Source organism: Pseudomonas rhodesiae, from assembly GCF_013285305.1.
Lineage (GTDB): Bacteria > Pseudomonadota > Gammaproteobacteria > Pseudomonadales > Pseudomonadaceae > Aquipseudomonas > Aquipseudomonas rhodesiae.
In genome coordinates this window covers 2614288-2628261 of record NZ_CP054205.1, presented here as the reverse complement: position 1 = coordinate 2628261, position 13974 = coordinate 2614288, and the positions used below count along the sequence as shown (strand labels likewise).

10 protein-coding genes are annotated in these 13974 nt (G+C 63.4%); 6 read left to right on the top strand and 4 right to left on the bottom strand.

Going from position 1 to position 13974, the window contains the following annotated elements; all coding sequences use genetic code 11:
• Positions 1 to 17 precede the first annotated feature (17 nt).
• Entirely contained in the window at positions 18 to 995 is a 978-nt protein-coding gene (locus HRH33_RS11855; RefSeq protein ID WP_034113112.1) for a thiamine pyrophosphate-dependent dehydrogenase E1 component subunit alpha, read from the bottom strand.
• A 309-nt stretch (positions 996 to 1304) separates the two neighbouring features.
• Here HRH33_RS11855 and HRH33_RS11850 point away from each other — a divergent pair, with 309 nt between their 5' ends.
• Positions 1305 to 3176 carry a sigma-54-dependent Fis family transcriptional regulator gene (locus tag HRH33_RS11850; protein WP_123479488.1) on the top strand — a complete coding sequence of 624 codons (1872 nt, stop codon included), beginning with the start codon at positions 1305 to 1307 and terminating at the stop codon, positions 3174 to 3176.
• Between the two features lie 183 nt (positions 3177 to 3359).
• Here the strand turns inward: HRH33_RS11850 and HRH33_RS11845 are convergent, their stop codons facing one another.
• Entirely contained in the window at positions 3360 to 4139 is a 780-nt protein-coding gene (locus HRH33_RS11845) for an acetoin reductase (protein ID WP_040268021.1), read from the bottom strand.
• 167 nt (positions 4140 to 4306) lie between these two features.
• Between HRH33_RS11845 and HRH33_RS11840 the strand changes: the two genes are divergently transcribed.
• Positions 4307 to 6457 (top strand): TonB-dependent siderophore receptor, encoded by a 2151-nt coding sequence (locus HRH33_RS11840; RefSeq protein WP_167417493.1) that lies wholly within the window; start codon positions 4307 to 4309, stop codon positions 6455 to 6457.
• Between the two features lie 4 nt (positions 6458 to 6461).
• Here HRH33_RS11840 and HRH33_RS11835 read toward each other — a convergent pair whose 3' ends face one another.
• Both HRH33_RS11835 and pvdP read right to left on the bottom strand, forming a co-directional pair.
• Positions 6462 to 6899 (bottom strand): carboxymuconolactone decarboxylase family protein, encoded by a 438-nt coding sequence (locus HRH33_RS11835; protein ID WP_034096981.1) that lies wholly within the window; start codon positions 6897 to 6899, stop codon positions 6462 to 6464.
• Between the two features lie 110 nt (positions 6900 to 7009).
• Positions 7010 to 8641 (bottom strand): pyoverdine maturation tyrosinase PvdP, encoded by a 1632-nt coding sequence (gene pvdP, locus HRH33_RS11830; protein ID WP_167417492.1) that lies wholly within the window; start codon positions 8639 to 8641, stop codon positions 7010 to 7012.
• A gap of 141 nt (positions 8642 to 8782) precedes the next feature.
• Between pvdP and pvdM the strand changes: the two genes are divergently transcribed.
• From pvdM to HRH33_RS11810, 4 genes are all read left to right on the top strand, one after another.
• Positions 8783 to 10132 (top strand): pyoverdine-tailoring dipeptidase-like protein PvdM, encoded by a 1350-nt coding sequence (gene pvdM, locus HRH33_RS11825; protein WP_034137866.1) that lies wholly within the window; start codon positions 8783 to 8785, stop codon positions 10130 to 10132.
• A gap of 19 nt (positions 10133 to 10151) precedes the next feature.
• Positions 10152 to 11423, top strand: coding sequence for a pyoverdine-tailoring periplasmic protein PvdN (pvdN, locus tag HRH33_RS11820; protein WP_167417491.1), 1272 nt, complete (start codon positions 10152 to 10154; stop codon positions 11421 to 11423).
• A gap of 34 nt (positions 11424 to 11457) precedes the next feature.
• Entirely contained in the window at positions 11458 to 12330 is an 873-nt protein-coding gene (pvdO, locus tag HRH33_RS11815) for a dihydropyoverdine dehydrogenase (protein WP_034137864.1), read from the top strand.
• Positions 12331 to 12806: 476 nt separating this feature from the next.
• Positions 12807 to 13844, top strand: a complete 1038-nt coding sequence (locus HRH33_RS11810) for an IS110 family RNA-guided transposase (RefSeq protein ID WP_031891578.1) — start codon at positions 12807 to 12809, stop codon at positions 13842 to 13844.
• Positions 13845 to 13974 lie beyond the last annotated feature (130 nt).

The window sequence follows — 13974 nt, the reverse complement described above, 5'->3', positions numbered from 1 at the left end:
TCCGGGTCTTGTTGTTATTAGCGGTAGGCGACGTAGACATCGCTGAGCAGATCGGCCGCCTGGGGCTTGGGATCGGACTTGGCCAGGCGCACGGCGTCTTCGATCAACTGCGCGACTTCGCCATCGATGCGCTCGAACTGCGCCGCGTCCAGCCAGCCTTCGGCCTGGCAACGCTGGCGGAACAGCGCCAGGCAATCCTGGGTCTCGCGCAGGTTTTTCACTTCATCCGGGCCGCGATAGGTCTGGGCATCGCCTTCGAAGTGGCCGTAGAAACGGCTCAACTTGACCTCCACCAGGGTCGGCCCCTCGCCCCGGCGCGCGCGCTCGACGGCAACGCCCAGTGCGGCATGAACGGCGAAGAAATCATTGCCATCGACGATCACCCCTGGCATGCCGAACCCCACGGCGCGCTCGGCGATGTCTTTGCACGCTACCGACCAGCCGGAACCGGTGGCTTCGGCGTAGCCGTTGTTTTCAGCGACGAACAGGCAGGGTAGTTTCATGATCGAGGCCAGGTTCATCGCTTCGAACACCGCGCCCTCGTTGGAACCGCCATCACCAAAAAACGCCACGGCCACGCCCTGGCTGCCCTTGAGCTTGGAGGCCAGCGCCGCACCCGCGGCCAACGGTGCGCCGGCGCCGACGATGCCATTGGCGCCGAGCATGCCTTTCTCCTGATCGGCGATGTGCATGGAGCCGCCCTTGCCGCCGCACACGCCGGTTTTTTTGCCGTAGATCTCGGCCATCATGCCGAACACATCCACGCCCTTGGCGATGCAATGGCCGTGGCCACGGTGGTTGGAAGCAATGCAGTCGTCATCGTTGAGGTGGGCCATGACCCCGGCCGCACTGGCTTCCTGGCCGGCATACAAATGCACGAAGCCGGGGATCTCGCCGGTGGCGAATTCCACATGCAGGCGCTCTTCGAAATCACGGATGGTGCGCATCACGGTGTAGGCATGCAGCAATTGATCGGTGGACAGGTGGGTGGACATCTTGTTGTTCTCCAGGTTGTCTCGACACACGAAAGGCTGGCGTCGGCCAGCTACAGGCCACTCAGCACAGCCTGTGCCAGAACCGGCAAAAACCTGGCAAAGCCTTGATCCAGAGCAGTGCCGTGACCTTGAACGTGCGTAGCCTGTCCACCCAGAATGAGACGCTGCCGCGCAGCCCGCCGCCGCTGTCTCAGGGCAAATGAGACGCTGCGTCTCAGCGCCGGCAGTCGGTCAGGTCGGCCTTGTCCGCCCGCGCGCGCAGGCGCTTAATGGCAGGCATAACAACAACGCGTGAGAACCGGAGGCCTTATGCTCGCCGCGAACTCCAGAGAACACGTCGACTGCGTCAGTCGCGTGGTCCGCAATGCCGATCGCCTGCCCCAGGCTCCGGTGCCGTCGCTGATTTTCGATTCCTGGCGCCGCTCCATGGAACAACACCACCTCGACCCCGGCTCACTGCAAGGGCCACGCATCCTCAGCGAACCCTTGCTCAAGGAATGTCGCGAGCGCGCCGAGCTGTTTATGCGCATCGCCAGTGAAGAGGTCGGGCAACTGCACCACCGAGTGCGCCATGCCGACTACTGCGTGATGCTCACCGACGCCCAAGGCCAGACCCTCGACCACCGCGTCGACAGCCGCATTCGCAACGATTGCCGCAAAGCCGGCCTGTACCTGGGCACCTGCTGGTCGGAAGCCGAAGAAGGCACGTGCGGCGTAGCCACGGTATTGACCAGCAAGGCAGCGGTGACCGTGCACAAACGCGACCACTTCCGCGCGGCCTTTATCGACCTGACCTGCTCCGCCGCGCCGATCTTCGACCCCCAGGGCAACCTGCTGGGGGTGATGGATGCTTCGGCGCTCCAGTCGCCGGACGACCGCCGCAGCCAGCACCTGGTGCGCCAGATGGTGGCCCAGAGCGCCCAGGCCATCGAGAATGCATTCTTCATGCACAGCGCCCGTCAGCACTGGGTGCTGCAAGCCCACAGCACCCCCGGCTATGTGGACAGCCAGCCCGACCTGTTGCTGGCCTGGGACCAGGACGGGCGCCTGCTGGCGCTCAACAGCAAGGCACGCCAAGCGTTGCGGCGGCGCTTCGGCCAGGTGCCGGCGCATATCGGCGAGGTGTTCGACCTGGATGCCTTGCGGGCAGTGACCGACCAACGCACCCAGCAGTTGAACTGGCTAGGCGAACCCGGCGCGCTGCATGTGCGGGTCAACACCCCCCAGCGCCCTCGCCCACGCACGGCCCCCAGCACCCAGCTCGACCCACGGGTGGAGGAGCATCTGCGCCTGGCCGTGCGGGTCAAGGACCGCAACCTGCCGGTGCTGGTGCAAGGCGAGACCGGCGCCGGCAAGGAAGTCTTCGCCCGCCAGCTGCATGAGCGCAGCGCGCGACGCCAAGGCCCGTTCGTGGCGGTGAACTGCGCGGCGATTCCGGAAAATCTGATTGAAAGCGAGCTGTTCGGCTATGTGGCCGGGGCGTTTACCGGCGCCTCCAGCAAGGGCATGCCAGGCCTTTTGGTGCAGGCCGACGGCGGCACGTTGTTTCTCGATGAGATCGGCGATATGCCGCTGGCCTTGCAGACCCGCTTGCTGCGGGTGATGGCCGAGGGGGAAGTGGCGCCACTGGGGGCGGCCAAAACCCGTACGGTGGATATCCAGGTGATCTGCGCCAGTCACCGCGACCTGGCGGCACTGGTGAGCGAGGGGCGTTTTCGCGAAGACCTGTACTTTCGTCTCGGCTGTGCCCGTGTGAGCCTGCCGCCGTTGCGCGATCGCACCGATAAACTGGCCCTGATCCACCGTCTGCTGGCCCAGGAATCCCATGGCGGCGCGGTCTCGCTGGGCATCAGCCAGGCGGCGCTTGAGGTGCTGTTGAGCTATGGCTGGCCGGGCAATGTGCGCCAGCTGCGTCATGTATTGGCCTACGCCTGCGCGGTGTGCGACGGCGATACTCTGCAATTGGCGGACCTGCCAGTGGAAGTGCGCGGCGAACAGGTCGCGGCGCCGGCAGAACAAAGCGCCAGCCCGGAGCGGCAAGTGGTACTGGATGCACTGATCCGGCATCGCTGGAAACCATCGCCGACCGCCCAGGCGCTGGGCATTTCCCGAGCGACCCTGTACCGCCGAGTCAACCAACTGGGAATCGATATGCCCGGCAAGGCTTCCCTGACACAGTGAGGACGCTCATAGCGGCGTGTCAGTGACACACATGTTGCCTGAGCGAAAGCTATCGGGGGCAAGCCCCCTCCCACAGTGGGATCTCGCTGTCGCAGGTCAATGTGGGAGGGGGCTTGCCCCCGATGGCGGTGGGTCAGCGAAAAAAATACTAATTGAACCACCACCAACGCACGCTCTGCGAGATCAGCGGTAGACCAGCCCACCGTCGATCAAGGGCGACTGCCCCGTCATGTAGTCCGCATCCGGCCCCGCCAGGAACGCCACCAGCCCCGCCACATCCTCCGGGGTTTCGGCACGGCCCAGGGCGATGCCGTCCACGTATTGCTTGTAGGTCGCGCCCACCTCGGCCCCGGTGATCTCGGCCATGCGCTTGTCGATCTCGACCCACATATCGGTGCCCACGACGCCCGGGCAGTAGGCATTGACGGTGATCCCCGCGCTGGCCAGTTCCTTGGCCGCCGCCTGGGTCAGCGCACGCACGGCGAACTTGGTGGCCGAGTACACGCCCAGCAGCGCAAACCCTTCATGGCCGGCGATGGAGCAGGCGTTGATGATCTTGCCCTTGCACCCCAGCGCCTTGAATTTCTTGCCGGCGGCCTGGATGCCCCACAACACGCCCTGCACGTTGATACCCAAGGTGCGTTCGACCTGTTCCGGGGTCACCTCCAGCAGTGCATCGATCTGCGCCACCCCGGCGTTGTTGACGATGATGTCGAAGCCGCCCAGGGTCTGGTGCGCATGCTCCACCGCCGCCACCACCTGTTCGCGCTTGGACACATCGGCGATAAACACCGATGCCTTGCGCCCGATGGCCGTGATTTCGCTGGCCACGGCGGCGAGTTTGGCGCCATTGATGTCCACCAGGGCGATATCGGCGCCCTCCTGAGCCAAGCGCAAGGCAATGGCCCGGCCGATGCCCTGCCCGGCGCCGGTGACCAGCGCAACTTTTCCAGCGATACCCATGACGATCTCCTGCACGAATGAGAGAAGCCTTCTATCGCAGCTACACCAGGCGGCTGTCGAGGCCATAAGGCTGCGGCGAGTGAGCTGAGACGGGACGTCTCACTTGTAAAACCGAGCCGTAATGCCTAGCTTATGCGCCCCCTGCCCCGCGCTCTAAGGCTCTGCCCATGGTTTTGCGTTTCCGCCCTGTCGTCTCTTCACGTGTCGCCCTCGGCCTGTTGCTCAGCGGCGGCATCGGCCATAGCCTGGCGGCCGAGCTCGAACTGCCGGCGGTGCAGGTCCAGGGCCAGGACACGTCCGGCTATCGCGCCGAGACGGCCTCGGTCGGCGGCTTCAATGAAACGCCGCTGCTGGACACTCCGGCGTCGGTCAGCGTGTTCAACGCCACGCTGCTCAAGGACCAGCAGGCGCGCCTGCTCAGCGAAGTGCTGCGCAACGATGCGTCGGTGGGCGAGAGCTATGCGCCCATCGGCTACTACGAAAACTTCGTAGTGCGCGGTTTTTCGCTGAACGCGGCCAGCAGCTACAAGATCAACGGGCGCACCATCACCGGCGAGCAGAACGTCGCCCTGGAAAACAAGCAGCAAGTGGAAGTGCTCAAAGGCCTGTCGGGCGTGCAGAGCGGCATTGCCGAGCCCAGCGGCGTGATCAACTATGTGACCAAGCGCCCGGAAGACGTGCGCTCGGTGACAGTCTCCACCGATGATCGCGGCAGCGGTTACCTGGCCACCGACGTCGGCGGCTGGTTCGGCAGCGAGCAGCAATTCGGCCTGCGCGCCAACGTCGCCCACGAAGACCTGCATTCCTACGTGGAACACGCCAATGGCCAGCGCGATTTTGTGTCCCTGGCTTTTGACTGGAACATCAGCCCCGACGCCGTGCTGCAACTGGACGCCGAATACCAGAACAAACAACAGCGCTCGGTGCCGGGCTACCAACTGCTGGGCGGCAGCGAAGTGCCCCACGGCGCCTCACCGAAAAAACTGCTGGGGCACCAGAGCGGCGCCAAACCGGTGGACATCGACTCGCTGAACCTTAACGGCAAGTTCGAATACCGCTTCAACGATCAATGGACCGGCCAGCTCAGCGCCGCGCGCAGCAAAGTGGTGATCGATGACTACAGCTCGTTCGCCTGGGGTTGTTATTACATCGGCAGCTGCAATGCCAACACCTTCAGCCCCGAAGGGGACTACGACATCTACGACTACCGCAGCCCCGACGACACCCGCCGCGACGACGAAGTGCAGGCCGCCATGACCGGCCTGTTCGACACCGCAGGCCTGGGCCACGAATTGACCTTCGGCACCAGCGCGTTCCGCCGTGTGATCGACCAGCGCACAGCGGTCAACGAACGGATCGGCAGCGGCAATATCCACCAGGACGCCACGACCTTCGCGCCCACCGACGTGCCCCTCAACGACAGCCACCGCAGCCTCGACAGCCGCCAGTACGGCCTGTTCGTCACCGACCGCATCCGTTTTAACGAGCAGTGGCAAACGGTGCTCGGTGGGCGTGAAGTGCGTCTCGATGAACAGGCATTCGACAGCAACGGCAGCCCGTCCCGCCACACGCAGCAGTATGTGTTCCTGCCCCAGGCGGCGTTGATCTATAAGCCGGTGGACAGCGTGTCGCTCTACACCAGCTACAGCAAAGGCTTGTCTCTGGGAGGCACCGCGCCGTGGTTCGCGACCAATGCCAGTGAGACCCTGGCACCGACCACCTCGCGGCAGATCGAAGCCGGGATCAAATACGATTGGCGCCGTATCAGCTTCGCGGCGGCGCTGTTCCAGACCCGCCAGACCTACCAGTACGCCAGGCCCGACGGCGCCGGCAGCTTTACCTATGTGCAACAGGGCGAGCAGAAAAACACCGGGTTGGAAGTGTCGGCCAATGGCTGGGCCACCGAGCGTTTGCAGATCGCCACCAGCGTGGCGGCGATTCGTGCACGGGTGAGCGGCAGCGGTACAGCAGCCTATGAAGGGCACCAGGCGATCAACGTGCCCAAGCTGCGCGCCAGCCTCTACGCCGACTATGCGCTGCCGTGGGTCAATGGCCTGGCGCTGCTGGGTGGCGTGCAATACAGCGCCAAGAAGTACGCCAACCGCAGCGGTAATGTGGAGGTGGGCAATTACGCGGTGGTCAACGTCGGCAGCCGCTACACCACCCACGTCGACGGTTACGAAACCGTGTTGCGCCTGAGCGTCGACAACCTGTTCGACAAGCGCTATTGGCGCGACGCCGGCGAATATCTGGGCGACGACTACCTGTTCCAGGGCGCACCGCTGACGGCGCGCCTGAGTGCCACCGTGAACTTCTAAAGCGTTACTTGGGCATCTTGCGAAAGCCCACGGCGAGGCGGTTCCAGCTGTTGATGGTGGCGATGGCCAGGCTCAGATCGACCTGTTCCTGGGCGCTGAATTCGGCAGCCAATGCCGTGTAGTCAGCGTCCGGCGCGTGGGTCTGGCTGATCAGGGTCAGGCTTTCGGCCCAGGCCAGCGCGGCACGTTCGCGCGGGGTGAAAAACGGCGTCTCGCGCCACGCCGACAGCGTGTACAGCCGCCGTTCGGTCTCACCGCCCTTGCGGGCGTCGGCGGTGTGCATATCGAGGCAGAATGCGCAGCCGTTGATCTGCGACACGCGCAGGCGGATCAGTTCGAGCAGCGGCAGTTCGATGGACAATTTACCCACGGCGGCTTCCAGGGCGAGCATGGCTTTCATGGCGTCCGGGGAAGCGTTGTAGAAATCGATACGGCTTTGCATGGGGAACTCCAGAACGGTGGGAAGTGGTGGCTAGGTTAGCCACCGGCCCGTGCGGGAGAAATAGCCAATTACGGCGAAGAATGGGTGACCAATGTTGCCCTGTTATCCCCTTACTGCTCCCGCGTCCTGACCTTCAAATGCCGCGCATACCAGGGCCGTTGCGGCACGCGTTTGAACAAGCCCTGCAATGCCTGCTCATCGGCACCAAAGGTGATCCGCAGCGCGAGTTTCATGGTCTCCGGGTCCATTTCCATCGACTTGCCCATCTGCAGCCCTGGGGTGGTGCTGCACCCATGGGTGTCCGGACCGAGCCACGGGTCGCCCACTTCGACCCAGCGCCCCTGGGCGAACCAAGGCACGCCGTTGACCTCCAGGCGGCTGACCTCGCCGGGGTGAAAGCGTTCGTGGGCGCGGAACCAGTCTTCGACGCGGTCGTCGATCCAGCCGTGGAAGTGCCAGAACACCGGGTTGACGTGGGAGGAAAACGGGTCGCCGAGGAAGTCGTTCTCGGCCGTATACCAGCGTGGCGCGAAGTCCGCCGGGTCGCGGGCAAATGGCACCGGGGCGCCGTTGGAAGGGTCGCGCGGCACCGAGGCCCAGCGCATGTGCAGCCAGTCGTGCAGGCCCAATTCCATTTCGGAACCCAGTTGCCCCAGGGTCAGTTTGGCCAGGTAGCGCGGGTCGCGGTACTGGGATTCCCACACTTGGAAGTTGCTGTGGTAGGTCTCGGCGGCCTTGATATCGCTGACCCATTGGGTGTAATCGCTGTCGTCCGGGGCCGACCAGGTGGGCGGAAGCGCGAAGCCGTCATGGTTATCGAAATACCGCAGAAAGCCCAGCCGATCGCGTTCCAGGGGCGGTTGCGGCGCGGGGAATTGCGGCCAGGAAGGCAAGTCCTGCATAGAGCGGGCCTTGCCGAGCATATGTCGGTGCATAAAAAAGAAGTCGATACCCGAGCCGTTGCGGTCCTTGCGGTCACCGCGCGCGTCGCGCTCCTGGCCACGCGGACCAGGCTGCCAACCGATACCGCGCAAGGCATCGCGCTTGTCGTCGGGGAGCTTGTGCCACTGATCGCGGGTGGCGTGCCACAGCTGATGGAACAGGCGATGTTCGGGGGCGATCAGCCAGGCCAGCAGGGCCGGGTCCAGGCCAATGCGTTGGCGGGCTTCGGGGAAACTGTGCTTGTGGGCGATAAAACGGTTATCGCGCTCGGTCATGGCCAGGGGGCGATCGAGGTCGAGGATCTGCCCGCTGAGGGTGCTGCTGCCGGCGTTGGCGAAATCGGCCCAGACTTCGTCGAGGGTCATTTTGAATTCGTAGGCCGGCACGCCGTCGGTGGCGTTGCGGTCGATCAGGCGCCAGTAGAGCAAAGCGCCCTCGCCCGTTACCAGATCGCCGAGCACGCGGTAGCGCGGCTCGCCCTCGGCACGCAGATTGGCGGCGGTGTCCAGGTAGCCGCGCAGGCCGCGGCCACGGGGGGCGATGTCCAGCAGCAATTGCAAGCCCTCCAGCGGCAGGCCCTTGAGGCCGGCATCGCGACCTTCCAGGCGCAGGCTCCACACCCCACGCAAGGTGTTGGCCAGGTGCTGCCCGGCGCTGTCGGCCAGGTCCACCGTGGCTTCGCCGGGAGTGATGGGCAACGCTTCTTCGCGCGTCAACTCGCGATGGGCATAGAAAGCCGCCGGCACCGCGGCACCTGTGAGCGCCAGGCCGGCGATGAAGCCACGTCGAGAGAGGGTCATTGTCTACCTTAGGAAACGCCTTTATCAGAGCTAGAACGTACGCAGCCCGAGGAAATTTACCGCGCGCCAGCGCTGCCTAAATTTCGCCGCCCATGGCTCGTTCTTCCCTGATAGCGATGGCCTCAACTGACTGAGATGGCAATGACAAAACCACGTTCGAACAAGGCGCTGTTTATCGGCTTGCCGCTGGCGCTGGCCATCGGTGCCGGGGCTGGCTGGCTGGTCTGGGATCACTGGTTCAAAGGCAATGCCGGTTACCCGCTGGCGGTGATCAAGCAGGCCAATGAGCTGCAGGACCGCGTGCTGTCGTTCGACAGCCATATCACCGTGCCCATCGATTTCGGCACCGCCGGCAACGAGGCGGACAAGGACGGTGAAGGCCAGTTCGACCTGGTCAAGGCCGCGCGCGGACGCTTGTCCGGCGCGGCGCTGACGATCTTCGGCTGGCCGGAAATCTGGAACGGCCCCAATGCGCCGCACAAGCCGACCGAAGGCTTCATCGAAGCGGCTCGCCACGAGCAGGAGGTGCGCTACAAGATCATCAGCGGCATGGTGCGCGACTTCCCCAACCAGGTCGCCATCGCCTACACCCCGGATGACTTTCGGCGCCTGCACGGGGAAGGCAAGTTTGCGATTTTCATCAGCATGCTCAACGCCTACCCCTTGGGCAACGACCTGAACCAGCTTGACCTGTGGGCCGCGCGCGGCATGCGCATGTTCGGTTTCAGCTACGTGGGCAATAACGCCTGGTCCGACTCGTCGCGCCCGCTGCCGTTTTTCAATGATTCGGTGGATGCGCTGGATGGGCTTTCGGACATCGGCAAGCAAGCCGTGCAGCGCCTCAATGACCTGGGGGTGATCATCGATGTGTCGCAGATGTCGACCAAGGCCTTGGAGCAAGTGGCGCAGCTGAGCCGTACGCCGATGGTGGCGTCGCACTCGGCACCGCGGGCGGCGGTGGATATTCCGCGCAACCTCAGCGACAAGGAGCTGCAACTGATCAAGCAGAGTGGCGGCGTGGTGCAAATCGTCGGCTTCTCGGCCTACCTGCGCCCGCTCAGCCAACCGACCCAGGACAAGCTCAACCAACTCCGCGCGCGCTTCGACCTGCCGCCGCTGCCCAACCTGGCCATGGCGCTGATGCCGGGCGACGCGATCATCGCCGCCTGGCCGGAGCAGAAGTTCGGCGAGTACGCCAGCGCGCTGTACGCCATCCTCGACGAAGAACCCAAGGCCAGTCTCAAGGACCTGGGGGATGCCATCGATTACACCGTGCGTAAGATCGGCATCGACCATGTGGGCCTGTCGTCGGACTTCAACGACGGCGGCGGTATCGACGGCTGGAACAACGTTGGCGAGATCCGCAACGTCACCGCCGAACTGATCCAGCGCGGCTACTCCGAGGCGGATATCGCCAAGCTGTGGGGCGGCAATTTCCTGCGCGTGTGGGAGCAGGTTCAACACGCCGCCAAGCCTGTGGCGCAACGCTAATCAACCATGAAGTAAGTCCATGACCGACCGTCGTACATTTCTTAAGCACGCTGGGGTGTTGGCCGCCAGCCTGCCTCTGGGCGCCGCCCTTCTACCCCAGGTCGCAGCCGCCGCCCCAACGGACAACCCATGGACGGGTTTCAAGCAATTGTTCAACCAAGACCCGGACTACCTGCACTTTTCCAACTTCCTGGTGGCGTCGCACCCCAGGCCCGTGCGCGAGGCCATCGAACGCTACCGCGTGCAGATCGATCGCAACCCCGGCCTGGCCATGGACTGGGACTTGCAGGAAACCTGGAAGCGCGAAGGCCAGGTGCGCGAATGGGCCGGGCGTTACCTCAAGGCCACGCCGCCGCAGATCGCCCTCACCGGTAGCACCTCCGAAGGCTTGGCCATGATTTACGGCGGCCTCCAGGTGCGCGCCGACCAGGAGATTCTCACCACCGTTCACGAGCATTACGCGACCCAGAACGTGCTGGATTTTCGGGCGCGACAACAAGGCACCCAAGTGCGGCGGATCAGCCTGTTCGAAAACCCCAGCCGGGTATCGGTCGATGAAGTGCTGGGCAATATCCAGCGCGCCATCCGCCCCAACACCCGGGTGCTGGGCATGACCTGGGTGCAGTCCGGCAGCGGTGTGAAGCTGCCCATTGGCGAAATCGGCACGCTGGTGGCCGACCACAACCGCCAGCGCGACGAACGTGATCGTATTCTGTATGTGGTGGATGGCGTGCACGGCCTGGGCGTAGAGAACCTCGATTTCCCGGACATGCACTGCGACTTTTTCATCGCCGGCACCCATAAGTGGATGTTCGGCCCGCGCGGCACCGGTCTGGTCTGCGCCCGGGACCCCGAGAACAAATACGTCACGCCCATGGTGCCGACGTTTTCCGAAGACAAGGATTTCGCCACCATCATGACCCCGGGTGGCTTCCATGCGTTCGAACATCGCTGGGCGGCGGACGAGGCATTCAAGCTGCACTTGCAACTGGGCAAGGCGCCGGTGCAGGCGCGCATCCACGCGCTCAACCGTGAACTCAAGGAACAGTTGCAGGCCCATCCGCGCATCGAACTGGTTACGCCTCAGAGTAGCGAGCTGTCGGCCGGCTTCACGTTTTTCCGGGTCAAGGGCCAGAACTGCGAGGCCGTGGCGGCGCACATGGTGCGCCAGCGCGTGGTGATCGATGCGGTGGACCGCGACGTCGGCCCAGTGATCCGCACGGCCCCTGGCCTGCTCAACTCCAGCGAAGAGATCCAACGCTTCATGACCCTGCTCAGCGCACGGGCGTGATGCCTATTTTCACCTTTTGAACCCGAGGCCCCCTATGCGCGCATCCCGATTCAAACCCTTGACCGCCCTGGCCCTGACCGCCGTGTGCGGTGCCAGCCTGCCGAGCCTGGCCCACGCCGCCGCGCCAGCCGCCGGCAAAGTGTTCAAGGACTGTAAGGACTGCCCGGAAATGGTGGTGCTGCCCGCCGGCACCTTCACCATGGGCACGCCGGAAGATGAAGTCGGCCGCGAGCCGGACGAAGGGCCGATGCACGAAGTGACCTTTGCCAAGCCGTTCGCCATGAGCCGCTTCCAGATCACTGCCGGCGAATGGGACAGCTACGTGCGCCAGACCGGCGTAAAGATCGCCGACGGCGACACTCGCCCCGGCCGCGAATGTATCGCCAGCAAGCCGCGCTATCCCCAGGGCCCACGCCAGCCGGCGGTGTGCATGGACATGGACGATATAAAAAACTACGTGGCCTGGCTGTCGAAGAAGACCGGTCAGCAGTACCACATGGTCAGCGAGGCCCAGCGCGAGTACGCCGCCCGCGCCGGCTCCACCGGGCCATTCCCCTTCCCGTTCGATGCGGGCAAGGACTACAGCATCGCCGAACACGCCAATACCTACGGCCCGGCGGACGGCTACAGCTATTCCTCGCCAGTGGGCAGCTACCCACCGAATGCGTTTGGCCTGTACGACATGCACGGCAATGTCTACGAACGCGTGGCCGATTGCGAACACCCCAACTACATCGGCGCACCTACCGACGGCAGCGCCTGGGTTGAACCGAACTGCGAGTCTTACCAGATCCGTGGCAATGACTGGGGCGAAGCACCGGTGTTCTCACGCTCGGGCAACCGCAACAATATCTACCCGCAGACACGCGGGGATTGGATTGGGTTCAGGGTCGTGCGCGACCTCTGATTATGTAGTGGTGAGCGGGCTTGCGGTGGTGAGCGGGCTTGTCCCGCGCTGGGGCGCGAAGCGGCCCCGCTCCAGGTAATGTGATTTATCTGGTAAACCGAGGTGCCTGGGTTTGGGGCCGCTTCGCGCCCCGGCGCGGGGCAAGCCCGCTCACCACAACTACACTCGCAAGCATAGCCACAACGGTGCATGCCCCCGACCCGTTGTGGTGGGCAGGCTTGACTTGCGCTGGGCTGCGAAGCGGCCCTAAAACCGGGCGACTGTTTTTTCCTGACCCACCGCAGTGTCTGGAGGGGGGACGCTTGGCGCCCCAGCGCGGGGCAAGCCCGCTCACCACAACCACACACTCGCAAGCTTAGCCACGACGGCGCATGCCCCCCCAGCCGTTGTGGTAATGGAATGGACGCCCCCTTCCTAACGGCATCTATGTGCCAAAGTTAAAGTGTTACCCACACTTAGCGGAAGGGAGCGTCCTCATGCAGCTTACGACTGTTTCGGTTGACTTGGCAAAAAACGTGTTTCAACTTCACGCGATCGATCAACAAGGAAAAACAGCGCTAAGGAAGCAGCTTAAACGTGAGCAGGTTGTCCCTTTTTTTGCCAACCTGGAGCCCTGCCTAGTGGGCATGGAGGCATGTGGCGGAGCCCACTATTGGGCAAGAAAACTGCAGGCACTTGGTCATACGGTCAAGTTAATGGCTCCGCAATTTGTGAAGCCCTACGTGAAGTCGAACAAAAACGATGTAGCTGACGCAGAAGCGATCTGTGAAGCCGTTACTCGGCCCAACATGCGCTTTGTGCCGATCAAGACGGTAGAGCAGCAAGCTATTTTGGCGGTGCATTGCGCACGGCAAGGGTTTGTAAAGGCCAGAACGGCACAAGCTAATTCGATTCGTGGGCTCCTTGGAGAATTTGGCGTGGTCTTGCCTCAGGGCATTCGACATATCGTCGAGCGTTTGCCGGATATTTTGGAAGATCATGAAAACGCTCTTCCTGGATCGTTACGCCAACTGATGCAGCGCTTGATGGAGCATTTCAAAGAGCTGGATCGACAGGTCGTCGAGTTGGAACGAGAGATTCAACAATGGCATCGCAGCAATGAAGGCAGCTGCCGCCTGGCAGAAATCCCAGGCGTTGGCCCGCTCACTGCAACCGCGCTAGTGGCGTCAGTGGGTGACGCGAAAAACTTCAGTAACGGTCGGCAAATGGCGGCATGGTTGGGGTTAGTGCCGCGACAACACTCCAGCGGAGGCAAGCCCACGTTGTTGGGGATCAGTAAACGGGGCGATGGTTATTTACGCACCTTGCTGATTCATGGCGCACGCTCGATGGTTCGAGTGGTGGAGAGCAAGACAGATCCTTCGGCGGATTGGCTGAAGGGGTTATTGGCTCGTCGTCACACCAACGTTGCTGTCGTTGCACAGGCTAATAAAACGGCCCGGATAGCCTGGGCATTATTGGCCCATGGCACCAAGTTCCGACCCGACTACACCCCCGACGTAACGGTGGCGTAGCCGGCCCGGTGAAATGAAAAAGTGATGCGTTAGAAGGAGTACTTCCAAGGTTGCTCAGGCGATCATGACGTGATGGCAAGACAGGTAGGACCGGGATCGGGTAACTCTGCCCTGCTCACAGCGCTTCGAG